We start from the raw sequence: 26,812 nt of genomic DNA, 5'->3' as shown, positions 1-26,812 counted from the left end.
CCGCCGCGGTCGCCGTCCGCTCGGCGGCGCCGCCGGCCCAGGTCCACCAGACCGCCCCGGACGCCGCGCGCTGACCCTGACCCCGGTCATCGCACGCTGCTTCCGTGCCCCGGCCGGTCCGACCGGACCGGCCGGGGTCCGCGCCCGCCCACGCGGGCCGCCTGGTCGAAAGACACTCCCGGACCACCTTTCGCTCCGATTCCCTCGCCCCGCCGGGACTCCTGTACGGATCTCGGCGTCCCATCGCCCACCGGCCGCGTGAGCGGTCCGGCCCAGCCGTCATGCGACCGGCCATCGCGCACCGACCGTTCGTGCCGGTCCGGCTCGCATGGACGGCGGGTGAGCGGTTCCCACCGGAGCCGTCTCCCGCCGAAAGCACCGAAGGCACCTCTGTTCACCCCCCACGGAGGATCTCGATGAAGTTACGCCTGCTCACCGCGGTCGCCGCCCTGGTGCTGACCGCACCCCTGGCGCCGGCGGCCCCGGCGCTCGCGGCGCCCGGCGTCTTACCGGGCGCGGTCCCCGCGCACGCGCCGTACGCGGTGCCCGCGGCCCTGCCGGTCACGTCGGCCGCGCTCGCGGCGCCCGACGTGCCGCTGGCGAACGTCAAGGCGCACCTCACCCAGCTGCAGTCGATCGCCACCGCCAACGGCGGCAACCGGGCGCACGGCAGGCCCGGCTACCTGGCCTCGGCCAACTATGTGAAGGGGCTGCTTGACGCCGCCGGCTTCACCACCCAGCTCCAGTCGTTCACCTACAACAGCGCGACCGGGTACAACGTCATCGCCGACTGGCCGGGCGGCGACTCCAACGACATCCTCATGGTCGGCGCGCACCTGGACAGCGTGACCGCCGGGCCGGGCATCAACGACAACGGCTCGGGCAGCGCCGCGATCCTGGAGACCGCGCTGCTGGTCGCCCGCCAGGGCCTGCAGCCGACCAAGCACCTGCGGTTCGCCTGGTGGGGCGCCGAGGAGGGGGGTCTGCGCGGTTCGCAGTACTACGTGAACAACCTGCCGGCCGCCGACCGCTCGCGGATCAAGGGGTACCTGAACTTCGACATGGTGGCCTCGCCGAACGCCGGCTACTTCATCTATGACGGCGACAACTCCGACGGCGTCGGCTCGGGCCCTGGGCCGTCCGGTTCCGCGCAGCTCGAACAGGTGCTGCAGGAGTACTTCACCTCGATCGGCGTGCCGACGCGGGGCACGGACTTCGACGGCCGCTCCGACTACGGGCCGTTCATCAGCGTCGGGATCCCGGCCGGTGGCACCTTCACCGGGGCCGAGGGCACCAAGAGCAGCGCGCAGGCGTCGCTGTGGGGCGGCACCGCAGGTCAGGCGTTCGACTCCTGCTACCACCGCTCCTGCGACACCACGGCCAACATCAACGACACCGCGCTCGACCGCAACGCCGACGCCGTGGCGTACGCGGTGTGGACCATCGCGACCGCCGTCCCGCCCGTGACGGTGTGGTCGGACACCTTCGAGACCGCGACCGGCTGGACCACGAATCCGAGCGGCACCGACACCGCCACCACCGGGCTGTGGGAACGTGGTGACCCCGAGGCCACCGACAGCAGCGGCGCCAAGCAACTCGGCACCACGGTGAGCGGCAGCAACGATCTGGTCACCGGCAGGCTCGCCGGCGCCTCCGCGGGCGACTACGACGTGGACGGCGGCGTGACGTCCGTGCGTTCTCCCGCCATCACGCTGCCCACCGGCACGCTGCGCCTGTCCCTGTCGTGGTATCTGGCGCACGGCAGCAACAGCTCCAGCGCCGACTACTTCCGGGTCAGCGTCGTCGGCGCGACCACGAGCACCGTCCTGCAGCAACCGGGCGCCGCCACCGACCGTGACGCCGCCTGGGCCACCGCGACGGCCGACATCTCGTCCTTCGCCGGCCAGACGGTCCGCATCCTGATCGAGGCGGCCGACGCCTCCACCGCCAGCCTGGTCGAGGCGGGCGTGGACGACGTCAAGATCACCCGATAGCGGGACGTCCCGGCGCTGTCCCCCTCGGACGGCGCCGGGATGCCCTCGTCTCACCCGGTCAGGGGCTGGTGCAGGTCGCGGTGGGGGTGGCCGCGGTGCCGTTGGCGGTGAAGCCGAAGGTCGTGGAGCCGCCCGCCGCGATCGAGCCGTTGTAGGACTCGTTGCGCACGGTCATGCTGGAGCCCGAACCGCTGGACACGCCGTTCCACAGGCTGCTGATGGTCTGCCCGCTCGGCCAGGTCCACCGTACGGTCCAGCCGTTGACCGGCGAGCTTCCCGCGCGGACGGTGACCGTCGACTGGAACCCGCCGCCCCAGCTGTTGACCGTCTCGATCGTTGCCGAGCACGCCCCCGGAACGGGAGACGGTGACGGGGAGGGAGAGGGGGACGGCGACGGGGAGGGGGACGGAGAGGGCGAGGGGGACGGGGACGGGTTGGACGACGAGAACTGGGTGAAGAACTTCCAGACCTCGCCGGGGACCCAGGTGAGGGAGCCGCTGTCACCGGTGGCGCCGTCGCGGGGTGCGGCGATGTGGCCCTCGTCGAAGGCGGCCCACACGACGGGGTACCCGGCCCGGCACCCGGAGTAGGTGGTGACCCGGTGGGTCAGGCTGCCCTGCGTCGGTTCGGGCGCGTTCTGCGGGGTGCAGCCGTTGTTCGCGACGAACCTGTCACGCAGCGATCGTCCACTGGCGATGCTGTCCCGGATGCCGTGCACTCCCAGGTACGCGACGGGCTGCGTGCCGCCGCTGCACCCGCTGAGCGTCCCCGGGGAGGACTGGACCGCGACCGCGCGGAAGACGTTCGGCCGGGCGCAGGCGAGCGCGAAGCTCATGCCGCCGCCGTAGCTGAATCCCACGGAGAAGCGCTGCGAGGTGTCGACGCAGAGGTCTCCCTCGATCCGCCGGAGCATGTCGTCCACGAAGGTGACGTCCTCGCCGCCGGAGTTGGCCCAGCCGTTGCTGATGCCCTGCGGCGCGACGAAGATCGTGCTGTTGTTCGCCAGGCGCAGCAGCCCGTAGTACGCCCAGACGTCCCGCTGCACGGTCTGGCCGGTGGCGACATCGGTGGCCGTCCCGCCCCACCAGTGGAACCCGAACACCAACCGGTACTGGCGGTTGCGGTCGTAACCGTCCGGAAGCCGCAGGATGAAGCTGCGGTTCTTGCCGCCGCTCTGGATGGTGTAGGTGCCGTTCGTCAGTGTCGGGGCCTTGCCGCAACCGGCGGTCGCCGCCATGGCCACGGTCTTCTTGGCCGCCGTGGTCGAGCCGAGGGCGTCGCTGAGCGCGGCGTGGCCGGTGCTCAGGACGAGAAGTACCGCGGCCGCGGCGGCCGCGAAGAATGATGTATTTCGCGCCATTTCGAAACTCCCTGTGCCTTTCGAGAATCGGCGTATGCGGACGGGGAAGCGGTCGTTCTTCCTGCGCCGGGCAGCCTGTCCAGCTCATGCCTGTCGGCGGGTGGGCAGGGCTGTACGGACGCTCGGCCGGCGTCGGCACGGCGTCTCGCCCGATTCCGCCCGTTGAGGGCACGGTGGAATCGGTGCGGCTCGGCGTCGCAGGACATGGTGGAGCGACGGTGTGCGTGGCGCTTACCAGGAGAATGCGGCGGGCGGGCCTGGAGGGCCTGGCTTACCTTTCGGCACCGCTGGCCTGAGTGGTCGGTGTTAGCGCTCACACCGACGAAGGGCGCTCTGTGCTCCTCTCACTGCCGACTGAAGGTGGTGGTGCAGCGGAGCCAATCTGACACCGTCAGCCCTGTCAAGGATCGGGTCTTCCCCTCCGCCGCACGCCACCCGAAGTGGCGGTGCCTGACCAGGGAAGTGGAGGTGAGCATGGTAAATGTGCCGGGTGAAACTTTCGCCGGTGATCCACCTTGTGCATTCGAATGGGAATACGTCCTACCTTTCTGTGAGCCGTTCACTGGAGGAGGGGCCGGTTCGACAGGGAGAACCGCATCGAGTCAGCAGAGCCTTGACATGTTCTGCGGCCATTCGACACAGGGCACTTAGGAGCGGTTTTCCTCCTGCCGAGCCCGGTGTGGGTTGGACGGGAGCCGGCTCCATGTCGCCGTCCGTCCGGTTTTCTGGGTTACCCGTCGCGTGTCTTCCGACATGTCGGCATATTTCGTGGTAGGGAGTACAAGGAAATGCGTTAGTTCGGTTGGATATCGCGCTCGGCCTGCTCGCGGTGGTCGCTCACCACCGCCGCCGGTCACGGTGCCGTCGACGGGGACGATCAAGTCGGCCGCGTGCCGCGGGGAAGGCCGGCCGACCACGATCGGAGCAATGTGCGACGAAAGTACCCCCTGCTCACCGCGGTCTTCCTCGCGGTGACGGCGCTGTTACCTGTTTCCACCTCCACGGCCGCCGGCGCGGCCACGCAGGACGAACCCTCGGCGCGCGCCGCGAAGGGCCGGATCATCTGGACGCCCTGTGCGGAGGAGCCGGAAGCCGAGTGCGGGACGCTGTCCGTCCCCATCGACTGGTCCCGGCCGTACGGGCCGGCCATCGACCTCGCCCTCGCCCGCCGCAGGGCCACCGACCCCGCCGCCCGCGTCGGATCGTTGCTCATCAACCCGGGCGGTCCGGGCGGATCGGGCGTCGAGTTCGCCTACAGCGCGCCCGGCTTCTTCACCGAGGAGATCCAGCGGCGGTTCGACATCGTCGGGTTCGACCCGCGGGGAGTCGGCCGCAGCCACCCGGTCATCTGCTCGGCGTCGGTGTACAACGAGATGCCGTACGCGATCATGACGAGCCAGGCCGACTTCGACCGGTGGACGGCCTACGCCAAGCGGCTGCGCCAGGATTGCCGGGCCCGTACCGGACCCCTGTACGACCACGTCGACTCGGTGAACGTCGCCCGCGACATGGACGCGATCCGCGCCGCGCTCGGCGAGCGGAAACTCACCTATTACGGGGTCTCCTACGGCACGCTCATCGGCCAGATGTACGCCGAGCTGTTCCCGGACCGCATCCGGGCACTGGCCCTGGACAGCAACATGGACCACAGCCTCGGCGTCAGGGCGTTCCTCGACACCGAGGCGGCAGGGGTCGAGGACTCCTTCGACGAGTTCGCCGGCTGGTGTGCGCAGGAGCCCGACTGCGCGCTGTACGGGCAGGACGTCCGGGCGGTGTGGGAGCGGCTGCTGGCCAAGGCACGCGGCGGCACGCTGTACTACCCGGGCGTCACCGATCGTCCGATGACCGAGCTGCAGGTCCTCTGGCAGGGCATTCTGGGCACCGAGGGACCCGCCTGGCAACTGCTGAGCGAGATACTGCGCGCCCTGGACGGCGGCCCACCGCCGTCGTGGCTGCCGCCGCTGCCCGGCCGGCAACCCGTGACCGGCGATGTCGCCCAGTTGCCGACCGTGATCCTGTGTGAGGACTACGACCTGCGGGTGCGCGACTACCAGGAGTACGCCGCGCTGCTGCGCAGCTCCGCCCGGATGGCTCCGGACATGCGGCTGAACCCCATGCCGATCGAGGACCTCCCCGTCTGCCTGGGCCACCCCACGACCAACCGGCAGCACCCTCTGCGGTACACCGGGAGTGCTCCGCTGCTGCTCGGCACCTCGATCCACGATCCGTCCACGCCGTACGCCTGGACCACCAACGTCGCCCGCCAACTCGGTCCCAAGGCGGCGCTGCTCACCTACGAGGGCTGGGGGCACCGCATCTACGGCAAGGACGAGTGCAGCACCGTGCCCATCGACGACTACCTGATCTCGCTGGTCATGCCCCCGCACGGCTTCCGCTGCCCCGTGGGCGGCAGGGTCGAGACCAGGACGAAGCGGCAGCCCGAGATGTGGCCGACGGACCGGCTTCCCTGGGCCGCTCCGGTCGCGGTTCCGCCCGCGCTCCCGCGGCCGGTGCCTGCCGGAACGTCCGGCTGAGCCTCGACGGCGCAGGTCAACGAGCACGGCGCCCATGTCCGGTACGAGGACATGGGCGCCGCCGCTCTACGCCATACCTCTGGCGCAGAGCGGCCACCGTGCCCGCCGGTGACCGGAGGGTTCAGAGCGTGCGGGTCATGTAGACGCTGTGCGGATCGAGGCGGTAGTCGGCGAACGGCTCGCAGTAGTCGAAGCCGTGCTTCTCGTACAGCCGGCGGGCGGGCAGGAAGAACTCGGTGGAGCCGGTCTCCAGGCTGAGCCGGGTGTAGCCCATCTGCCCGGCCTCGTCGAGGATGTGCCGCAGCAGCAGGGACGCGATGCCGCTCCGCTTGCGCTCCGGCGCGGTGCGCATCGACTTCACCTCGGCGTGGCCCGGCTCCAGCCGCTTCAGCGCGCCGCACCCCACCAGCGTCGTACCGTCCAGCACGGACCAGAAGGTGATCTCGGGCCTGCGGAGCCGGTCGAGGTCGAGCGCGTGCACGCTCTCCGGCGGAGTGATCGCCCGCATGTCCCTGAGGTGCGCCTCGAGGAACTCCGCGATCTCGGCACCGGACAGGTCGTCCACGACGATCTTCACATCGCTCCCCTTCCAGTAGGCCCGGGTCGTCGGCGGAAGAGGAACGCGCGCCGGCCCTCGTCCGTGTCGCGCGGTCACTCGCCGAACCGGCTCAATCTTTCCAGATCGTGCACCGGACGGCGGGTCCCACCGCCACGTTGACGCACCCGGCGCGTGGCCCAGGCCGGTGGGCGCGGCGTCGTAAAAAATCTTGAAAGAAGTTCGCGGGGGATGTCGAGAAGGCGCGTGCGGCTCCGACCAACGGGTGGAAGCACCGGAAGGCAGCTCAGAAGGAGCACGTCATGCGCAAGATCATTCACTACGTTCACACCTCGCTCGACGGCTGCATCGCCGGGCCGAACGGCGAGTTCGACTGGCCGGTCCTCGGGCCCGAGTGGTCCGACTACTCGCTCGACCTCGCCCGCCGCGCCGGCGCCTTCCTGTACGGACGGGTGGTGTGGGAGATGATGTCCTCCTACTGGCCGCAGGCGGAGTCGACGTCCGACGACGAGCACGACCTGGCGTTCGCCCCCCTGTGGCGGGAGACCCCCAAGATCGTGTTCTCCCGGACGTTGAAGACGGCCGAGTGGGACGCCCGGGTGATCGGAGACGACCTCGCCGAGGAGGTCACGGCGCTCAAGCGGCAGCCGGGCGGCGACCTGCTGATCACCGGCGGCGCCGGCCTCGGGGCCTCACTCGGCGCGCTGGGCCTGATCGACGAGTACCACATCGTCGTCCACCCGGTCGTCCTCGGCGGCGGGAAGCGACTGTTCCCCGAAGGGACCGAGCGCCTGCCGATCAGGCTGGCCGAGGCACGCACCCTCGACGGGCGCACGGTGCTGCTCCGCTTCGAGCGCACCGAGCAGGGCGAGGGCGCGGCGGGGCACGACGAGCGGGTGGCGCAGGAGGCATGAGCGCCCCTACCGGGCTCACCCGCGCCCGCCCGCGGCCGAGGCGGCGGCGCGGGTGAGTGCGCGCAGCACGCCGGGCTTGTTGGTGATGATGCCGTCGACCCGCTCGGAGATCAGGCGGCGCATGGTCTGCGGGTCGTCGACGGTCCAGGTGTACACCCGCATGCCGAGCTTGTGCACGCGGCCGACGTAGGACGCGGTGAGCTCGCCGTACGGCGGGTTGATCAGGTCGGCGAACCGCGCCAGGGCGGGGAGTTCGCCGGCCGCCGGCGTGCCGAGCAGGCCGATCGGAACGCGCGGCATGATCTGGTGGAAGGTGCGCATCGACCCCCAGTCGAAGGACTGCACGACCAGCCGGCCGGCGGCGAGCCAGGACGGATGGCGTCGCAGCTCGGCGGCCACCCGCGCCTCGATGCCCGGGTACAGCTCGGGCGCCTTGATCTCCAGCAGCAGGCCGAGGCCGCTCCCCTCCAGCGCGCGCAGCGCCTCACCCAGCGTGGGCACCGGCTCGTTGCGGTACCGCGAGGAGAACCACGCGCCGGCGTCCAGCCTGCGGATCTCGGCGAGGGTGAAGTCGCCCACCCGCCAGGGCGCACTGCCGGGGAAGACCCGCTCGGCGTCCGTGGTGCGGCTCAGGGTGGTGTCGTGCATCAGCACCAGCTTGTGGTCCCGCGTCTCCTGGACGTCCAGCTCGAACATGTCGGCCTGCTCCGTGCGGGCCCGCTGGAACGCGGCGACGGTGTTCTCCGGCGCGTTCGCCGAGGCCCCGCGGTGCGCCACATTGATCACCTGCTCGGCCGCCGAGGACGGCCGCGCCACTATGCCGACCGGCGAGTCCACGGCGGGGGAGAAGGAGCTGGGACGGGACGAGAGCGCGTACGCGGACGAGGCATCGGCCAGGGTGGCGGACGCATGCGATGCCTGATGTGCGGACGAGGCGGCAGAGGGCGAGGCCGCCGTCGTGGTGACGGCGGCCATGACGAGGGCGGTGAGGGTGGTCGTGGGCAGGCCGAGTCGTCGTGACATGGGTCTCCTCGGGCTTGTTCGGCGACCTTCGCCCCCGAACTTGACAGACCCTCGCGACTCTCCGTTGATTTCTGGGAAACCGGCCGATGCCGGTCAAGTGACATTCACCTGCTAACCGGACAAAAGGTGCGCCCGTTCTCGCCCGGAGCTCTACATCACCCGGCCGACCCTTCCTGTAGCGGGCCGGGCGGCGCGAGTCAGGGCCGGGAGGGCGGCGGCGGCGAGCAGCCCGGCCGGGAGCAGGTACAGCAGGGCGCCGGCATCGAGGTCGAACGGCGCGAGCCCGGCCGCCGTGCGGAGCAGCACGATCACGAACAGGCCCGCGTAGCCGGCGACCCCCGTCAGGACCAGGGCCACCTGGCGGCGGCGCGGCAGCCCCGTACGCGCCAGCAGCCAGGCGAGCACGACGAACACCTGGATGGCGTGCATGGGAACCGCGTGGGCGGCCTTCATCGCCCCGGCGACGCCGTACGTGCTCATCGACCGGGTGAACGGGTCGGCGCCCGCGTCGACCAGCGCGTTGCCGTGCACGATCATCCAGGCACCCACCAGTTGCGCGACCAGCAGCGCCACCAGGCCCGCCCTGATCGCCCACCTCATCGGGGCGGGTGCCTGAGTCCGGGCGAAGGCGGCCACGGTCATGGTGAGCAGGACGAGGTTGGTCACCCCGATCGAGACGGCCGCCGTCAGCCACAGCGTCTCGTCGAAGGGCGTCGTCCCGTTGAAGTGCGAGGGGACTCCTCGCGCGTGCTGCAGCGTCACCCAGGCGACCTCCAGCGTCGTCGAGCCGCACAGCAGGACCGACAGCGGCAGGCCGAGCCACCGCCGTACCGGCAGATGCGCGGCGACCGCGGCCAGCGTGGCGGTCGTCATGCCGAAGGACAGGCCGAAGGTCACCGGCTTGCGCCAGGACAGCGGCCCGGACGCCGAGCCGCCGGTCACCGCCCAGATGGCGGCCTGTACCAGCCCGGCCACGACCAGCAGCGCGCCCGTGAGGTAGGCGAGCCGCCGGTAGCCGGGCACATCCCCCCAGGCCGCGCGGACCGAGGCGATGAACGCGCCCGCCCGCAGGGCGTGAGCGTGACCTGCCGGCACCGGCGGTACCGGAACGAGGGATGGACCGGACCAGGGCGTCTTACCGAGCATGGGAGCCTCCCTGCAGGATGCGATGAGCCGGCCTCGTGGACGAGCGGAGCCCTGGGCACGTGCCGAAGGAGTGCCGCGTACCGAGTGCTGCCGGCCTGACGGCTCGGGCGGAGGCGTCGCCGGCGACCGGGCCAGGTGGTGATGGGGGCGCCGTGCGGACGACGGCGATATCAGGACCGTAGGCGGCGGCCCCGCGCGCCCGGATCCCCCGCGCTCGCCAAATCGCGGCTCCCCCATCGGCGGGGAGGCACGGCCCGCTGATCCCTCCTACGGGGGAGGCGCCGGGCGGGGGCCGGAACGGATACTTGGCGGCATGGGAACCCGCCGGACGCCGAGCCTGGTGACCTGGGCCAGGGAGCATCCCACGGCCGTGGACGCGGTGCTCGGTGGAGTGCTCGCCGCCGTGTCGCTCCTCGCGCTCGTCCTGCGCGCCCGGGCCGAGCACCTGCCGCCGCCCGGCCCGGCCGCGGTGGCGCTGGTGCTGCTCATCAACCTGCCGTTGGCCTGGCGCCGTCGCCGGCCGTTCTGGGCGAACCTGGGGGTGGGCGCCGCGGCCGGCGTGTACGGCGCCACGCCGCTGCCCGACCTGGTCACACCGGTGGCGTTCGGCGGCCTGGTCGCCCTGTACAGCATGGCGGCCTGGTGCGAGGACCGCCGCAGGTCAGTGCTGGTCGGCGTGGTCTCGTGCGCCTGCTTCGTCATCATCGCCCTCGACCCGGCCAGCGACAGCGACCTGCTGGACCTGTCGTTCGGCGGGCTCTCGCTGGCGGGCGCGTGGGTGTTCGGCGACAGCGCCCGCATCCGCCGCGCGTACACCGCCGAGCTGGAGGCGCGCGCCACCTGGCTGGCGCGGGAGCGGGAGTTCGAGGCGCGGCGCGCGGTGGCGGCCGAACGGGCTCGCATCGCCCGTGAACTGCACGACGTGGTCGCCCACCACGTCAGCATGATGGTGGTGCAGGCCGAGGCGGGGCCGGTGGTGGCGGGCGGGAACGCCCCGGCGGTGACGCGCACGTTCGACACCATCGCCGGCATCGGCCGCCAGGCGCTGGTGGAGATGCGCCGCCTGCTGGGCGTCCTCCGCGAGGAGACCGGCGGCGAGGGGCCCGGCGGCGGGCCGGGCAGCGGTTCTGGTGACGGGTCCGGCATCGGTGCCGGTGGTGCGTACGGTGCCGGGTCCGGCGACGGTGTCGGCGGCGCGAGCGGTGCCGGGTTCGAGGGTGGGGCCGGTGGCGCCCGGCCGGCCCTCGCGCCGCAGCCGGGCATGGCGGAGCTGCCCGAGCTGGTCGAGCAGGTGCGCCGGGCCGGCCTTCCGGTGCTGCTGGAGGTGGAGGGCGATCCGGTCCGGTTGCCGCCCGGGGTCGGCCTGTCGGCCTACCGGATCGTCCAGGAGGCGCTGACCAATGTGCTCAAGCACGCCGGCCCGGCGCAGGTGCTGGTGCGGGTCCGCTATGACGAGCGCGACCTGCGCCTCGAGGTCAGCAACGGTGCCGGAGACGCGGGCGCCGTCCTCGGCGGCCGGTCCGCCGTCGAGGCGGGCGCCGGCACGGGGGACACGACGGCCGGCCAGGCCGGTCCACGGGGGCACGGCCTGGCCGGCATGCGGGAAAGAGCGCAGCTGTTCGGCGGCGAGCTCACCGCCGGACCGTGCCCGGGCGGAGGGTTCGCGGTGACGGCACGACTGCCCACCGGTGGTGCCGGATGACCGGCCGGGACGGGATGAGCATCAGGGTCGTGGTGGCGGACGACCAGGAGCTGGTGCGGGCCGGGTTCCAGATGATCCTTTCCGCGCAGCCGGACATCGAGGTGGTCGCCGAGGCCGCCGACGGCGCCCAGGCCGTGGACGCGGCCCGGCGCCTGCGTCCCGACGTGGTGCTCATGGACGTCCGGATGCCGCGCATGGACGGGCTCGAAGCGACCCGCCGCCTCGCCGGGCCGGGTGTGACGTCCCCGGTCAAGGTGCTGATGCTGACCACCTTCGACCTGGACGACTACGTGTACGAGGCGTTGCGCGCCGGGGCCAGCGGGTTCCTGCTCAAGGATCTGCGCCGCGACGACCTGGTCAACGCCGTGCGGGTGGTCGCGTCCGGTGAGGCGCTGCTCGCCCCGTCGGTCACCAGAAGGCTGATCGGCGAGTTCGCCCGCCGCCCGCGTCCCGCGCAGACCGCTCCCGCCGGCCTGGCTGCGCTGACCGCGCGGGAGCGTGAGGTGCTGCACCTCATGGCCAGGGGACGGTCGAACGCCGAGATCGCCGCCGATCTGGTGATCGGCGAGCAGACGGTGAAGACCCACGTGAGCAACATCCTGGCCAAGCTGTACCTCCGCGACCGGATCCACGCGGTGATCCTGGCCTACGAGACCGGCCTGATCGAGCCAGGAACCCGCTGACCCTGCCGCGGCTTCGGATCGGGGAGGGGGCAGTGGGTCGGCGAGGTCCGGGTCAGGGGCGGTGTGAGGTGGCGATGACGACGGTGGCCCAGTAGTCCTCGGACGTCGCCACCCGCGCGGCCAGGCCTGCGCGCTCCACCGTTTCCACCGCGTGCGGCACCTGGCGTTCGCTCGTCTCGAACAGCAGATGCCCGCCGGGCGCCAGCCAGTCCGGTGCCCCGGCGGCGACCCGTCGCAGCACCTCCAGCCCGTCCGCGCCCCCGTCGAGCGCCGTGCGGGCCTCGTACAGCCGGGCCTCCACGGGCAGCAACTCGATCTCTCCGGTCGGCACGTACGGCACGTTGGCCAGCAGCACCTCCACCCGGCCGCGCAGGTGGGACGGCAGGGGTTCGTACAGGTCCCCTTCGTACACCTGGTTCGCGCCGCTGCGCAGAGAAAGGCCGGCGGAGGCGGCGATGGCGGCGAGGTTACGGCGGGCGCAGGCCACCGCCGGCGGGTCGATGTCGGCCGCGTGGAGCTCGGCGTCCGCCACGGCCACGGCCAGAGCGGCGCCCAGCGCGCCGGTGCCGCAGCACAGGTCGAGGATGACCGCGCCCCGGCGGGTCAGGGCCGTGGCCTGCTCGACGAGGAACTCGGTGCGCCGCCGGGGGACGAAGACGCCGGGGTCCACCGACACCCGCAGGCCGCCGAACTCGGCCCAGCCGACGACGTGCTCCAGGGGCAGGCCCGCGACCCGCTGGTCCACCATGGCCCACAGGGCCGCGGGAGTGGCGGCCGCGGTGACGAGCAGCAGTGCCTCGTCCTCGGCGAAGACGCATCCGGCCGCCCGCAGCCGGTCGGTCACGGTCGCGAATGTGTCCGGGTCGGCCGGTATGCCGTTGTCCGGCTCGTGGCGGGCCGGCGTCGGCTGAGGAACGGCCGCTTCGGCCGGTGGCCGCGCGTCGCGGGAACCGGCCGATTCCGGGCCGGTGCGGGGGGAGGCGGGGGTGGTGGGGCGGGGCGAAGGTGGAACCGACATGTGAACCTTTCGGGGTGCTTCGTGGGCACCCCCGGTCACCTACGCCGCGCGGACCACACGGCCGCGAGCAGGGAGCACCCAACCTGGTACAGCGGTAATGGGGCTCACCTCCTCAGAGCTCAAGGTCCGTCCGTTGTGGAAGACGGCACCCACTATATGCCTCATGCCGTCTTCGCTCTCCCGGCCGGCCCTCGTTCCGCCGCGCCGGCCCCGCGTCTGGCGCAGAGTCGGCCGGTGGGCGTTCGTCGTGGTCGGTGCGGAGTCCGGTCGAGCCGGCCGGGATTCGTCCTGGGTCCGCCGGCCGCGAAGGCTTGTCCTGGGGCGGCCAGGGGCGCGGGATCAGTGGGCGGCGGGGACGGAGACGCCGACGCCGCCGCGGGTGTCGCCGCCGTAGCGCTGCTTCTCGCGCTCGATGTCCAGCGGCTTGATCTTCGTGCGTCCGGCGATCGTCTCCTCGGTGAGCAGAGCGGCGGGCACCAGCCAGGAGACCTCGAACTCGATGCCGTCGGGGTCCTTGGCGTACAGGGCCTTGGTGGTCGAGTGGTCGGACGCGCCCACCAGGGCGTCGTGGTCGCGCAGCCGGGTGGCGATCTCCGCCAGGTCGTCGAGGGTCTCCACCTCCCACGCCAGGTGGTAGAGCCCGACCGTGGACCGTCCGGCGCCCGACGGGCCGGCCTGCGGGCCGATCTGGAACAGGCCGAGGTCGTGGTCGTTGCTGGACGCGGGCGCCTGCAGGAAGGCGGCGCCGGGCATGCCCATGACGACCCGGAAGCCGAGGACCTCCTGGTAGAACGCGACACTGCGCTCGACGTCGCGGACGTAGAGGACGGCGTGGTTGAGACGGTGGACCGGCATGACGACTCCTAGGGGTCGAACTCTCAACCGATCATACAGCAGGTTATTTGACAGCTCAATAATCCTCACCGCAAAGAACTGGTGAGGGATCAATCCCCTGCGCCGGTGGTACGAAGAGGGAGTGTCAGCGTTGCGGGGCGAGGAGGAAGGCTCCGGGGTCGGCGATGATGCGCTGGATCACCTGGCCCGCGGCGCCCAGCGAGGCGCCGTCTGCGCCTACCTGCGACACCACCACGGCGGGGACCCGGGCCCGCATCTGGCCGAGCCGCCGGTGCAGCGTGGCCTCCGCCGGGCCGGACACCCACGGGAACAGCGGCGCGAAGATGCCGCCGAGCACGATGGTGTCCGGGTCGAACAGGTTGACCGCGCTGCTGAGCGCGACGCCGAGCGCCGTCCCGGCCTTCTCGCACGCGGCCAGCGCCGTCGCGTCCCCCGCGTGCAGCCGCGCCACCAGCCCGGTCATGTTCTCCTCCGGCGTGAGCAGCGCGTCCTGCCCGGCGTACCGTTCGAGGCAGCCGGTGGCGCCGCACCGGCACTGTGGCCCGTCCGGGGACACGACGACGTGGCCCAGTTCGCCCGCGTACCCGTGGGCGCCCCGGAACAGCGCCCCTTCCACGACCAGGCCCGCGCCGATGCCGATCTCGCCCGAGACGTGCAGGAAGTCGCCGAGCGCCGCGCCGCTGCCGAACCACAGCTCGCCCAGGGCGGCGAGGTTGGCCTCGTTGTCCGCGAGCACGGGCAGCGGCAGTTCCAGCAGGCCGGGCACCTCGACGTCCCGCCAGCCGAGGTTGGGCGCGCGGTGGATGTTGCCGGTCGCCTGGTCGACCGGGCCGGGCAGGGCGACGATGCAACCGGCGACCGACAGTCCGAGGCCGGCGGCCTCGGCGAGCAGGGTCTCGGCCAGTGTGCGCAGCCGTCCGATCACCTCGGCCGGGGCGCCGGACCGGTTGCCGGTGGCCTGGGTGCGCAGCAGGCGCACGGTCCGGCTGAGGTCCACGACGCAGCCGGCCAGGTAGTCGACGTTGATCTCCAGGCCCAGGGCGGCCACCCGGTGCCCGCTCAGCCCGACGGCCATGCCGGGACGGCCGCGCTCGCCGTCCCCGACCGTGCCGCGTTCGACGGCCATGCCGGCTTCGATGAGGTCGCCGACCAGCTTGGACACCGTGGTCTTGGACAGGCCCGTGGCCTCGGCGAGCGCCGCGCGGGTCAGCGGGCCCCGGCGGTCGAGTGCGCCGAGGACCACGGCGAGGTTCCCCGCCCGCATCGCGTCGTGCCGTACGGCGTGTGTCATCGGCGGTTTCTCCGATCGTGCTCCGATGATCCGATCACAGTGTGCGGCACCGTCCGGTGAAATGGGGCCGCGCTCCCTCTTGACCTGGACCGCCTACCGGCAGAGTATTTAGTCCACAACATAGACTAAATCGGGAGAGACTTCGTGGACGCGTACACACCGAAGAAGGAAGACAAGTTCACGTTCGGCCTGTGGACGGTCGGATGGCAGGCCCGTGACCCGTTCGGTGACGCCAGCCGCGCGCCGCTCGACCCGGTGACGAGCGTCCACCGTCTCGCCGAGCTCGGCGCCTACGGCGTGACCTTCCACGACGACGACCTCCTCGCCACCGAACCGGACCGCGACAAGGCCGTTCAGAACTTCAAGAAGGCGCTCAGCGAGACCGGCCTCAAGGTTCCCATGGCCACCACCAACCTGTTCACCCACCCCGTCTTCAAGGACGGCGGCTTCACCAGCAACGACCGCGACGTCCGCCGGTACGCGCTGCGCAAGGTCATGCGCAACGTCGACCTCGCCGCCGAGCTGGGCGCGCAGACCTACGTCTGCTGGGGCGGCCGCGAGGGCGCCGAGTCCGACGCCGCCAAGGACGTCCAGGCCGCGCTCGCCCGCTACAAGGAGTCCATGGACATCCTGTGCGGCTACGTCCTGGACAAGGGGTACGACATCCGGTTCGCGCTGGAGCCCAAGCCGAACGAGCCGCGCGGCGACATCCTGCTGCCGACCATCGGTCACGCGCTCGCGCTGATCGGCGAGCTGGAGCACCCGGAGATGGTCGGCCTCAACCCCGAGGTGGGCCACGAGCAGATGGCCGGGCTGAACTTCGTGCACGGCATCGCCCAGGCGCTCTGGCACGGCAAGCTCTTCCACATCGACCTGAACGGCCAGCACGGCCCGCGCTACGACCAGGACCTGATCTTCGGCCACGGTGACCTGAAGAGCGCGTTCTTCCTGGTGGACCTGCTGGAGAACGGCGGCTACGAGGGCCCGCGCCACTTCGACTACAAGCCGCTGCGCACCGAGGACGCCGAGGACGTCTGGGCGTCGGCCGCCGCCAACATGCGCACCTACCTGATCCTGAAGGAGAAGTCCAAGGCCTTCCGCGCCGACCCCGAGGTGCAGGAGGCCCTGGCCGCCTCCCGGGTCACCGAGCTGGCCCAGCCGACCCTGGCCCCCGGTGAGACCTACGAGGACCTGGCCAAGGACGACTTCGACATCGACGAGGCGGCCGAGCGCGGCTTCCACTTCACCCGCCTCAACCAGCTCTCCATCGAGCACCTTCTGGGAGTACGGGGATGACCCTCGTCGCGGGAGTCGACTCTTCGACGCAGAGCTGCAAGGTCGTCATCCGCGACGCGGAGAGCGGGGCCCTGGTCCGTGAGGGCCGGGCCTCGCATCCGGACGGTACCGAGATCGATCCGGGTCACTGGTGGGACGCCCTGCAGCGGGCGGTCGAGCAGGCGGGCGGCCTGTCCGACGTGGCGGCGCTCGCCGTCGGCGCGCAGCAGCACGGCATGGTCTGCCTGGACGAGCAGGGCGGGGTCGTCCGGGACGCGTTGCTGTGGAACGACACCCGCTCCGCCCGCGCCGCCGAGGAGCTCGTGACCGAGCTGGGCGGGCCGCGTGCGTGGGCCGAGGCCGTCGGCAGCGTCCCGGTCGCCTCGTTCACCGTGACCAAGCTGCGGTGGCTGGCCGAGCACGAGCCGGACAACGCCGCCCGTACGGCGGCGGTGTGCCTGCCGCACGACTGGCTCACCTGGCGGCTGGCCGGCGCCCCGGGCATCAACGCGATCACCACCGACCGCGGTGACGCCTCCGGCACCGGCTACTGGTCGCCCGGCACCGGCTCCTACCGTCCCGACCTGCTGAAGCTGGCGATGGGGCACACTCCGGTGGTGCCGCGCGTGCTGGGGCCCACGGCCGAGGCGGGACGCGCGGGCGACGTGCTGCTCGCCCCGGGAACCGGCGACAACATGGCCGCCGCGCTCGGGGTCGGGCTGCGGCCCGGCGACGTGGTGGTGTCGATCGGCACGTCCGGCACGGTCTTCGCCTGCGCGGGCGAGGCCAGCCACGACCCGTCCGGGGCCGTGGCCGGTTTCGCCGACGCGACCGGACGCTTCCTGCCCCTGGTGTGCACGCTGAACGCCGCCCGGGTGCTGGACGCGGCGGCCCGCATGCTCGGCGTCGGCCTGGACGAGCTGGGCGAGCTCGCCCTGCAGGCCCCGCCCGGCGCGGACGGGCTCGTGCTGGTGCCGTACCTGGAGGGCGAGCGCACCCCGAACAAGCCGGACGCCACCGGTTCGGTCCACGGGCTGCGGCTGGCCAACTCCACCCCGGCGCACTTCGCGCGGGCCGCCGTCGAGGGCATGCTCTGCGGCCTCGCCGACGGGCTGGACGCGCTCGGCGTCGAGCCCGAGCGCATCCTGCTGATCGGCGGCGGCGCGCGCTCGCAGGCCGTACGCGCGATCGCGCCCACCGTGTTCGGGCGTCCGGTGCTGGTGCCCGAGCCGGGCGAGTACGTCGCCGACGGGGCGGCGCGCCAGGCGGCCTGGCTGCTCGGCGGAACCGCCGAGCCGCCGAGCTGGCAGGCGGGCGAGCCGCGGCGTTACGAGGCCGACCCGGCCCCGGACGTGCGGGCCCGCTACGCGGAGGCCGCGGCCACCGTCTGACCCGGCCCCGGCGAGCAGGGCCGGGCCGGCAGGTCCCGCGCCCGGCGTGCGAAACGTACGCCGGGCGTGCGGGACACGCGGATGCCCGCGCGCCGCGTACGCGCCCCGGCGGGCGGACACTCCCGGCCGGCCCGGTGACACCGGGCCGGCCGTTCTCGTTCCGGGTGGCCGCGGACGGCGTCACCGCTGCCGTGTGGCGACCCACGCCGCGGCGGCGGGTCCCTGGACGACCCTGAGAACCCCGAAGATCGCATCAGGGCTCGTTCAGGGGTGGCACCGGATGTTCGAGAGCGGCGTTTCCGGACAGTCTGAAGGCATGCTGCGAAGGCTTTACCCCCTGGCCGCCGGAGGCGGTGTGATCGCCGCCGCGCTCACCGTGGCGGCCGGCCGGATCGATGCTTCCTCCGGCTCCTTCGGCATGACCATCGGTCAGGCCGCAGCGCTCGACCGGGGCGCCACCGAGCTGTCGGCGGCGCTGCTGGGCCTGGCCTCGCTGGGGCTGCTGGCCGGCATGCGCTCGGCGCGGGCGCCGATCGCGGGCTGGCCGGAGCGGCTGATGCTCACGTGGGCCCTGGCCCTGCTCGGCGCGGCCGTGGTGCCCTATCCGCAGGCGGCCGATGTCCTGGTGGCGGTCGCGCTGGTCTGCATGGCCGTCGCCGCGGCGCTGCTGGCCCGGCGGTTCGGCGAGGACGCGCGCTGGGCTGCGGCGGCCCGGCCGACGGAATGGCTGGCGCTCGGCGCGGGCGGCGGGCTCGCGGTGCTGACGTACATCGCCCTTCCCGGTCACCAGGTGATGATCGGCCTGGTGGAATGGTCCCTTCTCGGTATCGAGGTGGCCGTACTCGGCGTTTCCGCCGGGCAACTCATGCGGCTTTCCCTCCTGACCGGCCGAACGGCACAGGCGCCGGTACTCCTACCGGCACCGGCGGTGAGCGCCCGCGGAATCGCGCAGGTGAACGTCCAGGCGAGCGCGGAAGGAGCGCCGGAACGGGGGGAGGCGGGACGGCGGGCCGGTCAGGTCCAGCCGGGCCGGACACCCATTACCGCGATCATGGCCATGGCCGTGACCATGGAGAACGCCGCAACTGGCGCACGAAACACCACTCCGGTGTTAAGTCGACGATAAACCGCGAAACGGGGTAATTCGCGAAATATCACAGAAGCATCAAGAAAAACAGCCGCCACAATGCTAGTGTCAGCGCCGATCTTCGCCTTCGGCTGCCGGTCCCTGACGGCATCCCGCCAATCGACGAGGTGCCATGGCATCGAGCAGGTCCATCCGATTCAAAATCGCCGCGTTGCTCGTGATCCCGCTCCTCTCGCTGACCGCACTGTGGATCCTCGGGATCAGCGTCACCACGCGCGACTCGCTGAACCTGCTCACCGTCTCCTCCCTCTACGAGGAGATCGGCCATCCCGGCGACCAGCTCTCCGTCGCCCTGCAGCGTGAGCACCTGCTCTCCGCCGAGTACCTCGGCGCGCCGTCCGAGCGCACCCAGACCGAGCTGCTGCGCCAGCGCCAGCAGGTCGACCTGCTCCGCCAGCACATGCGCCGTGTCGCGCTGACCGAGTCGGCGCAGGCCGGGCTCTCCACGCCGGAGATGCGCGCCAGGTTCTCCGAACTGATGGCGACGATCGAACGGCTGGACGCGACCCGCGCGGCCGTGGACACCGGTGCCATGGACCTGGTCACGCTGAGCCGGGACTTCGGCCAGGTGCCCGACGCGATGCAGAAACTCGTCGTCAGCATGACGGTGACCGGCGACCTGGCGCTCTACCACCGGTCGCAGAGCCTCACCGCGATGGGCTACGCCAAGGACTACCTGTCGCGCCAGCGCGCGCTCGCCGCCGGCGCCACGATCGCCCGCCGCCCGCTCAACCCCGGTGAGCTGCGCACCTTCGCCGCGCTGGCCACGACCCGGCGCTTCCTGTTCGACCGGGGCATGGCCGAGCTGGACCCCGAGGTCCGCGCGCCCTTCGCCGCGCTGGCCCGCTCGGAGGACTACCGGCGCCTGTCGGCGATGGAGAGCGACATCATCGTGGGCGCCGGCCGGACCTTCTCCCACAAGGTGTGGCGCTCGGTCACCGACCGGGTGGAGAACGCCTACCAGGCCACGCTCACCCGCGCCGGCGACGCGCTGGCCGCGAGCGCCCGGCCGGTGGCCGTCGGCACGTTCGTCCGGGCCGGGCTCGCCGGCGCGCTCGGGCTCATCGCGGTCGTCGCCTCGCTGCTGGTCGCCCTGCGGGTGGGGCGCAGGCTGACCCGCGAACTCGGTGACCTGCGCGCCGCCGCGGCGGAGCTGGCCGACGTCCGGCTGCCAGGCATCGTGCGGCGGCTGCGCGACGGCGAGAACGTCGATGTGAGCACCGAGGCGCCGCCGCTCGCCGTCACCGCCACCACCAGCGAGGTGCGCGACGTCGCATCGGCGTTCGGCAGCGTCCAGTGCACCGCCGTACGGGCCGCCGTGGACGAGGCGCGGTTGCGCGACGCGGTCGGCGAGGCGTTCCGCAACCTCGCCCGGCGCAGCCAGTCGCTGCTCCAGCGTCAGCTCAAACTGCTGGACGGCATGCAGCGGCAGGTGGACGACCCCGAGACGCTGCGCGACCTGTTCCGCGTGGACCACCTGACGACCCGCATGCGGCGCAACGCCGAGGGCCTGGTCATCCTGTCCGGCGCCGCGCCCGGGCGCACCTTCCGCAAGGAGGTGCCGGTGATGGACGCGCTGCGGGCGGCCGTCGGCGAGGTCGAGGACTACACACGGGTCCGCGTCCACCCCATGCCCGAGGCGCTGATCGTCGGCAACGCGGTCGCCGACGTCATCCACCTGTGCGCCGAGCTGATCGAGAACGCCACCGCCTTCTCTCCGCCGGCCACCGAGGTCTCGGTGCACGGCGAATTCGTCGCGCACGGCTTCGCCGTCGAGATCGAGGATCGCGGGCTCGGCCTGTCCACAGAGGAACGCGACGCGCTGAACACCAAGCTGTCGCGGCCCCCGGAGTTCGACCCCGCCGACACCAAGCGCCTCGGCCTGTACGTCATCGGCCGGCTCGCCGCCCGGCACGACATCCGCGTCGAGTTGCGCGCCTCGCCGTACGGGGGGACCACCGCGATCGTGCTGCTCCCGGACCGGCTGGTCGCCATGCCCGAGCGCCCGGTCGCCAATCCGGCCCGCCCGACCCCGCCGCCCGCGCGTACGGTGATCCTGCCGACCGGCCGGTCCAGGAACTTCTTCGACGAGCCCCCCGCGAGCCCGCCGCCCGCCGCGTTCGCGCCCCACGCGGGCCCCGCGACCGGCCCCACCGCGCCTCCTGCCGGCTCCGTGAGCGACTCCACCGGCTCCTTCACCCGCCCGGCCGGTCCCGCTACCGGCCCAAACGGCTCCTTCACCGGCCCGGCCGGGCCCTTCGGTGATCCGAGCGACTCCGTGGCGGATCCGGTCGAAGCGCCCGCCGATCCGGCCGGTGCCGAGCACGCCGTGCCGCGCCCCCATGACCGGCCGGCGCGTTCCGCCGGCGACCCGGCCGGGCCGTCCGCCACCCCTGCCGACTCTTCCCGCGGCCCCGCCGCCCGCCAGGGCACCGGCCCGGCCGCGGCGTCCCCCGCGGCCCCGCCAGCTACCGCCCTGCCTCCCGGGGCCCCGCCCCCCGCGGTTCCGTCCGCCCACCCGCCCAGACCGGCCTCCGGTGGCACGTCGCCCGCCCCGTCCGGTCCCGGGAAGGGCGCGCTGCCCCGGCGGGTGCGGCAGGCGAGCCTGGCGCCGCAGCTCCGGCCGGCCGATGGGCAGCGGGAACCGGGGCACGGCGCGCGGCCCGACACCCCCGCCAATGGCAAGGGCGGCGAGGAACAGACGTCCGCCCAATCCGCCGGGATGGCTGGGGGAATCCCGGCCCCCGACGCGGCCCCGGCTTCCGGCCCGGCCGCCACTGCCGGCGAGCGGTCCCCCGAGCAGTCCAGAGCGCTGCTCAACACCCTGCGGTCGGGCTGGCGGCGCGGTCTGGCCGACAACGAACGAGATGGTGAGGAGGTGTGACGATGTCGGCAGGATCGGCCGAGCTGCACTGGCTCCTCGACGACTTCGTGGCCCGCGTGACCGACGTGCGGCATGCGATCATCCTGTCCAACGACGGCCTGCGGGTGGCCGCGTCGAGCAGCCTGGAACGCGAGGACGCCGAACACCTGTCCGCGGTCGCGGCCGGGTTCCAGAGCCTGGCCAAAGGTGTCGGCATGCGCTTCGACGGCGGCGCCGTGCGGCAGACCATCGTGGAGATGGAGTCGGCGCTGCTGTTCGTGACCTCGGCCGGCAACGGGAGCTGCCTGGCCGTCCTGAGCACGATGCAGGCGGACGCGGGAGTCGTCGCCTACGAGATGGCCCGCCTGGTCGCGGGCGTCGGCCGCCACCTCGCCACGCAGCCGAGAGGCGCTGTGTGATGGACGAGCCCGAGGTGATCGACGATGGGCCGGTGGTGCGGCCCTACGCACTCGCCAAGGGCAGGACCCCGCCGCCGGCCACGGTGTACGACATGCTGGCCCACCTCGAGGCGACCGGCGTGCCCGTGCACGACCCCGGCGAGCTGGGCCCCGAGCACCACCACCTGCTGGCCCTCGGCCATACCCCGCGCCCGCTGGTCGAGGTCGCCGCCGATCTCGACCTGCCCCTCGGCGTGATCCGCCTGCTCCTGCACGACCTGGTGATCCGCGGCCTCGCCCGCGTCCACCCCCCGGACCCCGCCGCGCAGAACCCCAAGGTCGCCATCCTCCAGGAGGTCATCAAGGGCCTCCAGGCCCTCTAGCCGTACCGGAGGCGCAAGGCCCGATCAACGGGCACGGTGCACGGTCGCGCGCCGTACGCACACCTGCGGGCCTGAGAAGTGGCGGCTCGGCCGGCGAACCGGAGCCGCGGATGACGCTTCGGCGGCGAGACCCCCGGCGGGACTCCCGGAGGAGTCCCGATCTCGCGTCGCCGGGCGGCGGGTGGCTAGCCTGCGGCGGGGGTGAGGGTGCGCAGGGCGTGCTCGACCAGGGTGACCAGCACGACCTTCGCCGAGGCGCGGCGCCGGACGTCGCAGAGGATCACCGGGACGCCGGGGTCCAGGTCGAGCGCGATGCGGACGTCCTCCGGCTCGTGCTCCTCGGCCCCGTCGAAGCAGTTGACCGCGACGATGAACGGCGTGCCGCGCTGCTCGAAGTAGTCGATGGAGGGGAAGCAGTCGGTGAGGCGCCGGGTGTCGGCGAGCACGACGGCGCCCAGCGCGCCGTAGGACAGCTCGTCCCACATGAACCAGAAGCGCTCCTGGCCGGGCGTGCCGAAGAGGTAGACCACCAGGCCCTCGCGGATGGTGATCCGGCCGAAGTCCATGGCGACGGTGGTGGTGGTCTTGCCCTCCACGCCGTCGATGTCGTCGACGCCGATGCCGCGGTCGGACAGGACCTCTTCCGTGCGCAGGGGGCGGATCTCGCTGATCGCCCCGACCAGCGTGGTCTTCCCCACGCCGAAGCCACCCGCCACCAGGATCTTGAGGGCGACGGGCTCCTCAGAGGGCTCGTAGGCCATTGATCACTTCCTTGAGAATGCGCTCGTTCGGGCGCGGCCCCGCCTCGTGTGCGGGAGCCCGAACGCTGATCATGCCCTTGTCTTGGAGATCGCCGAGGAGAACCCGGACCACGCCGAGCGGCAGGTCGATCTCGGAGGCGATGTCCGCGACCGACATCGGCCGGTCGGCCAGCTCGAGGATGCGGTGCTCCTCGGGGACGAGCCCGGCCTCGCCAGTGTAGGGAGACCCGGTCGCCGTGACCATAGCGATCAGATCAAGGTTGTCGCCGGACGAGCGGGTGCGCCCCCGGATGAGGGCGTAGGGCCGCACGATCGGCCCGGCCTCCTCATCGAGCCACTGTTCTCCGCGCGCCCTCATGACAATGTCCGCCGCGGGTTGGTCGAGATGTGCTGGCCTACCCGCTTGACCAGCATCGCCATCTCGTAGGCGATGTGCCCCACGTCGGCGTCGGAGTCGCTCAGCACCGCGAGGCAGGTGCCGGTGCCGGCCGCGGTCACGAAGAGGAAGGCCGACTCCATCTCTACGATGGTCTGCCGCACCTCACCGCCGCCGAAGTGCCGCCCCGCTCCGCGGGCGAGGCTCTGGAAGCCGGAGGCCACGGCCGACAGGTGCTCGGCGTCCTCCCGGCTGAACCCCTTGGAGGAGCCGACCACGAGGCCGTCGGTGGAGAGGATGACCGCCTGCCGCACGGCCGCGACCCTGCTGATGAGATCGTCGAGAAGCCAGTTCAGTTCGCCGTTCGACGAGACACTGCCGGTCATTCGTCACCCTTCTCGCCAGTCGTCTGCTGTACGTAACCGTCACTATGGTCGCGTAGCTCGCGCCTTTGGTCATCTTCGTCCGGCCGGCCGGCGGCGCGCTGTCCGTCCTGCGACACCCGCTCGGGTGGGACGTTCCCGGCATCGTCGCTGTTCGGGGTGGCCTCCGGTGGGCGCCGGCCTTCCGGGCCGCCCGGGGGAGCGGGCGGCAGGTCGTGCTCGGCCTCCATCCGGCCGCGCCGGCCGCCCTGCTGGAAGGCCGAGAACATCGCGCGGGCCTCGTCGGGGGAGCGCTGCGCGGGCCCTGGCGCCGCCTCGGCCGGGGCCGAGGGGGGAGTCGGGGCGGCCAGCGGACCGGTGGTCTCGCGGAGCTGCGGGGCCATGTTCGCCTGCCGGACCCGGCGGGGCAGACCCCGATGGGTGCCGTCCGGGATGCCGGTGCGCTTGGACGGTGGACCGCCGGACGGGCCCGTGCGCGGCGACGAGCCGTTCGTGCCGCCGGGTGCGCCCGTGGGGGCCGAGGCGCCTCCAGGGGAGGCACCGCCCGCGGTGCCGTGGGCCCCCGGGTCGCCGGGCAGGTCGATCGGACCGGTGTCGGTGATGCCGGGGATCACGGTGAGCGCCGGCGGCGTCGGCGCCGGGTCGCCGGGGTGGCGCGGGTGGCGCGCGGGCGTGAAGAAGGACGAGGTGTCGGTCGAAGGACCGGCGGCGCCGCCCGGGTGCGCCGTGGCCGGGGCGTTGTACGCCGTGGCGGCGGGCCGCTGCGCGTGCCGGCCGCCGGTGTCGGCGGGGACCGCCGCGTCCGGGTCGGCGAGCAGGTGTTTCGGGATGAGCACGATGGCCGTCGTCCCGCCGTAGGGGGACGCGCGCAGCACGACGCTCACGTCGTTGCGCTGCGCGAGCCGGCCGACGACGAACAGGCCGAGCCGGTCGCTGTCCGCCAGGTCGAACTCGGGCGGGTGGGCGAGCCGCTCGTTGACGGCCTGGTACTCCTCGGGGCTGAGGCCGAGGCCGCGGTCCTCGATCTCGACGGCGAAGCCGTTGCCCACCAGGTCGCCGCGCACCTGGACGGTCGTCTGCGGCGGCGAGAAGATCGTCGCGTTCTCGATCAGCTCGGCGAGCAGGTGGATGATGTCGGTGACGACCGCTCCGGTGATGTGCGCGCCTGGCAGCGGGTACAGGCTGACCCGCGTGTAGTCCTCCACCTCGGACAGGGCGGCGCGTACGACGTCGACCACGGGGACCGGCTTGCGCCAGGCGCGGCCGGGAGCGGCCCCGGAGAGGATGATCAGGCTCTCCGCGTGCCGGCGCATGCGGGTGGTGAGGTGGTCGATGTGGAACAGGTCCTGCAGCGCGTCCGGCTCGTTCGTGCGCCGCTGCATCGTGTCGAGCATCTTGAGCTGGCGGTGCAGCAGGCCCTGGTTGCGGCGGGCGAGGTTGAGGAAGACCTGGCTGACCCCCCGGCGCAGCGCCGCCTGCTGGACGGCGGCCTCCACGGCGGTGCGCTGCACCGAGCCGAACGCGCGCGCGACGTCATGCACCTCGGCGGAGTCGCCGCCACCGATCGGCGGCGCCTCGGAGTCGACGTCGACGTCCTCTCCCTTGCGCAGCCGCTGCACGACGCGCGGCAGCCGCACGTCCGCCAGCTCGTTGGCGGAGTTGCGCAGCTCGGCCAGCTCACGGACCAGGCGGCGGCCGAAACGCACCGAGATGACGATCGAGGCGACGACGGCGACCAGGCCGAGACCGCCGGCGGCGGCGATGCGCAGCAGGATGCCGGTCGCGACGCCCTTGGTGCGCTCGGCGAGGGCGCCGGACGCCTTGGCGCCCACCTGGTCGAGCGTCAGGGAGAGGTTGTCGGTGATCTGCTGCCACCTGCTCAGCGAGTCCGGGAGCGGGCCGCCGGTGTGGATCTTCCCGGTGAGGTCCTGCTCCATCGCCGTGAAGCGCCGGTAGGTGGAGGAGGCGATGACCTCCTCGTACGGCCTGCGCAGCTCGGGGTCGAGGGCGGCCATGCTCTTGGTGAGCTGGAAGCGCCGGTTGGCCGCCCATTCGGCGAAGGCGGAGAACTCCGGGTGGGACAGGCTCCCGGAGTGGAGCGCGCCGCTGATCAGGGCGTTCTCCCGCGCGATGATCTCACGCTGGTTGCCCATGGCCGTCATCGCCGCGGCCTGCTCGAAGATCGACAGGTCGGGTACGGAGATCATGCGGGCGTAGACGGTGAACAGCCCGTCCAGGATCCGGTTGTAGGCCTGGATGGCGTCGAGGCGGTTGGACTGCCGCGTGTCGACGTCGGCCCGGATGCCGGGCAACCCCTTCAGGTCGTCGAGTAGGGAGCTGACCGCGTTCTTGCTCGCGTCGCTCAGCGCGCTCTGCGTGCTGTCGGTGCTCGCGGCGGCGCGGAACCTGTCGAGGGAGACGTCGGTGGCGTGGCGCTGGGCGGCCAGTTTCGCCTGGTCACGGTCGTTCACGCTCAGCGCGGCGGCGGAGAGTCCCCGCTCGCTCTGCAGCTGCAGTCCAAGATCGGTTGAAGTGACGCCGATACTCTGATAGATCGTGTTCGCCCGCATCAGGGCGATCCCATCACCAACCGTGAGATTTAGGACAAACCCCCACAAAGCGCTGAGCGAGAGCAGCGGCAGGAGCAACAGCGCGAAAATTTTGACGCGGATGGACCGCTTTCCGGAACTCATCGTCACTCCTGCATCGCTCGGAGGATCTGTCGCATTTGGGGGGAAATGCACCTCCGGAAGAACGCA

The 26,812-nt window shown here is 72.4% G+C and carries 22 protein-coding genes; 11 read left to right on the top strand and 11 right to left on the bottom strand.

The window, feature by feature from the left end:
- Window positions 1-416: 416 nt before the first annotated feature.
- Window positions 417-1,994 (top strand): M28 family metallopeptidase, encoded by a 1,578-nt coding sequence (locus IEY93_RS07860; protein ID WP_189162311.1) that lies wholly within the window; start codon window positions 417-419, stop codon window positions 1,992-1,994.
- A gap of 58 nt (window positions 1,995-2,052) precedes the next feature.
- Here IEY93_RS07860 and IEY93_RS07855 read toward each other — a convergent pair whose 3' ends face one another.
- Window positions 2,053-3,354 carry a CE1 family esterase gene (locus IEY93_RS07855; protein WP_189162310.1) on the bottom strand — a complete coding sequence of 434 codons (1,302 nt, stop codon included), beginning with the start codon at window positions 3,352-3,354 and terminating at the stop codon, window positions 2,053-2,055.
- 929 nt (window positions 3,355-4,283) lie between these two features.
- Between IEY93_RS07855 and IEY93_RS07850 the strand changes: the two genes are divergently transcribed.
- The gene (locus IEY93_RS07850) at window positions 4,284-5,888 is read left to right on the top strand and encodes an alpha/beta fold hydrolase (RefSeq protein WP_189162309.1); all 1,605 of its coding nucleotides are present in this window, start codon (window positions 4,284-4,286) and stop codon (window positions 5,886-5,888) included.
- Between the two features lie 121 nt (window positions 5,889-6,009).
- Here IEY93_RS07850 and IEY93_RS07845 read toward each other — a convergent pair whose 3' ends face one another.
- Complete coding sequence (locus IEY93_RS07845) at window positions 6,010-6,465, bottom strand: GNAT family N-acetyltransferase (RefSeq protein ID WP_189162308.1); 456 nt, start codon at window positions 6,463-6,465, stop codon at window positions 6,010-6,012.
- Between the two features lie 281 nt (window positions 6,466-6,746).
- Here IEY93_RS07845 and IEY93_RS07840 point away from each other — a divergent pair, with 281 nt between their 5' ends.
- Window positions 6,747-7,358, top strand: coding sequence for a dihydrofolate reductase family protein (locus IEY93_RS07840; RefSeq protein WP_189162307.1), 612 nt, complete (start codon window positions 6,747-6,749; stop codon window positions 7,356-7,358).
- Between the two features lie 15 nt (window positions 7,359-7,373).
- Here IEY93_RS07840 and IEY93_RS07835 read toward each other — a convergent pair whose 3' ends face one another.
- On the bottom strand, window positions 7,374-8,381 hold the full coding sequence (locus IEY93_RS07835; protein ID WP_229690959.1) for a glycerophosphodiester phosphodiesterase: 1,008 nt from the start codon (window positions 8,379-8,381) through the stop codon (window positions 7,374-7,376).
- A 150-nt stretch (window positions 8,382-8,531) separates the two neighbouring features.
- Complete coding sequence (locus tag IEY93_RS07830) at window positions 8,532-9,476, bottom strand: hypothetical protein (protein WP_189162306.1); 945 nt, start codon at window positions 9,474-9,476, stop codon at window positions 8,532-8,534.
- A gap of 364 nt (window positions 9,477-9,840) precedes the next feature.
- Between IEY93_RS07830 and IEY93_RS07825 the strand changes: the two genes are divergently transcribed.
- Complete coding sequence (locus tag IEY93_RS07825; RefSeq protein WP_189162305.1) at window positions 9,841-11,229, top strand: sensor histidine kinase; 1,389 nt, start codon at window positions 9,841-9,843, stop codon at window positions 11,227-11,229.
- A 14-nt stretch (window positions 11,230-11,243) separates the two neighbouring features.
- Window positions 11,244-11,912, top strand: a complete 669-nt coding sequence (locus tag IEY93_RS07820) for a response regulator (protein ID WP_189162422.1) — start codon at window positions 11,244-11,246, stop codon at window positions 11,910-11,912.
- A gap of 52 nt (window positions 11,913-11,964) precedes the next feature.
- Here IEY93_RS07820 and IEY93_RS07815 read toward each other — a convergent pair whose 3' ends face one another.
- From IEY93_RS07815 to IEY93_RS07805, 3 genes are all read right to left on the bottom strand, one after another.
- Window positions 11,965-12,756: a putative protein N(5)-glutamine methyltransferase gene (locus IEY93_RS07815; protein ID WP_229690958.1), complete on the bottom strand. Its 792-nt coding sequence runs from the start codon at window positions 12,754-12,756 to the stop codon at window positions 11,965-11,967.
- 513 nt (window positions 12,757-13,269) lie between these two features.
- Entirely contained in the window at window positions 13,270-13,785 is a 516-nt protein-coding gene (locus IEY93_RS07810; protein WP_189162303.1) for a VOC family protein, read from the bottom strand.
- A 124-nt stretch (window positions 13,786-13,909) separates the two neighbouring features.
- Window positions 13,910-15,076, bottom strand: a complete 1,167-nt coding sequence (locus IEY93_RS07805; protein WP_189162302.1) for an ROK family transcriptional regulator — start codon at window positions 15,074-15,076, stop codon at window positions 13,910-13,912.
- Between the two features lie 144 nt (window positions 15,077-15,220).
- On the opposite strand from IEY93_RS07805, the gene xylA reads away from it, so the two are divergent.
- The 6 genes from xylA to IEY93_RS07775 all read left to right on the top strand — a co-directional run bounded on the left by xylA (window position 15,221) and on the right by IEY93_RS07775 (window position 22,533).
- Complete coding sequence (xylA, locus tag IEY93_RS07800; protein ID WP_189162301.1) at window positions 15,221-16,372, top strand: xylose isomerase; 1,152 nt, start codon at window positions 15,221-15,223, stop codon at window positions 16,370-16,372.
- Window positions 16,369-17,742 carry a xylulokinase gene (gene xylB / locus IEY93_RS07795; RefSeq protein ID WP_189162300.1) on the top strand — a complete coding sequence of 458 codons (1,374 nt, stop codon included), beginning with the start codon at window positions 16,369-16,371 and terminating at the stop codon, window positions 17,740-17,742. The genes xylA and xylB overlap by 4 nt, the downstream gene beginning before the upstream one ends.
- A gap of 280 nt (window positions 17,743-18,022) precedes the next feature.
- Window positions 18,023-18,868, top strand: a complete 846-nt coding sequence (locus tag IEY93_RS07790; protein ID WP_189162299.1) for a hypothetical protein — start codon at window positions 18,023-18,025, stop codon at window positions 18,866-18,868.
- Window positions 18,869-19,046: 178 nt separating this feature from the next.
- The gene (locus tag IEY93_RS07785; RefSeq protein WP_229690979.1) at window positions 19,047-21,773 is read left to right on the top strand and encodes a sensor histidine kinase; all 2,727 of its coding nucleotides are present in this window, start codon (window positions 19,047-19,049) and stop codon (window positions 21,771-21,773) included.
- A 2-nt stretch (window positions 21,774-21,775) separates the two neighbouring features.
- Entirely contained in the window at window positions 21,776-22,171 is a 396-nt protein-coding gene (locus IEY93_RS07780) for a roadblock/LC7 domain-containing protein (RefSeq protein WP_189162297.1), read from the top strand.
- Window positions 22,171-22,533: a DUF742 domain-containing protein gene (locus tag IEY93_RS07775; RefSeq protein WP_189162296.1), complete on the top strand. Its 363-nt coding sequence runs from the start codon at window positions 22,171-22,173 to the stop codon at window positions 22,531-22,533. Before IEY93_RS07780 ends, IEY93_RS07775 begins: the two co-directional genes overlap by 1 nt.
- 185 nt (window positions 22,534-22,718) lie before the next feature.
- Here the strand turns inward: IEY93_RS07775 and IEY93_RS07770 are convergent, their stop codons facing one another.
- From IEY93_RS07770 to IEY93_RS07755, 4 genes are read right to left on the bottom strand one after another with little or no spacing between them, the layout of a single operon-like run.
- The gene (locus IEY93_RS07770) at window positions 22,719-23,294 is read right to left on the bottom strand and encodes a GTP-binding protein (protein WP_189162295.1); all 576 of its coding nucleotides are present in this window, start codon (window positions 23,292-23,294) and stop codon (window positions 22,719-22,721) included.
- Entirely contained in the window at window positions 23,275-23,652 is a 378-nt protein-coding gene (locus IEY93_RS07765) for a DUF742 domain-containing protein (protein ID WP_189162294.1), read from the bottom strand. Before IEY93_RS07765 ends, IEY93_RS07770 begins: the two co-directional genes overlap by 20 nt.
- Window positions 23,649-24,056: a roadblock/LC7 domain-containing protein gene (locus IEY93_RS07760; RefSeq protein WP_189162293.1), complete on the bottom strand. Its 408-nt coding sequence runs from the start codon at window positions 24,054-24,056 to the stop codon at window positions 23,649-23,651. Before IEY93_RS07760 ends, IEY93_RS07765 begins: the two co-directional genes overlap by 4 nt.
- A complete protein-coding gene (locus IEY93_RS07755; RefSeq protein WP_189162292.1) occupies window positions 24,053-26,746 on the bottom strand; it encodes an ATP-binding protein in 2,694 nt (897 codons plus the stop codon). The genes IEY93_RS07760 and IEY93_RS07755 overlap by 4 nt, the downstream gene beginning before the upstream one ends.
- Window positions 26,747-26,812 lie beyond the last annotated feature (66 nt).

Source organism: Sphaerisporangium melleum (assembly GCF_014646695.1).
In the GTDB taxonomy this organism is placed as follows: Bacteria; Actinomycetota; Actinomycetes; order Streptosporangiales; family Streptosporangiaceae; genus Sphaerisporangium; species Sphaerisporangium melleum.
Note: the sequence above shows the minus strand (reverse complement) of the source record. Positions and strands in the feature narration are given on the sequence as shown.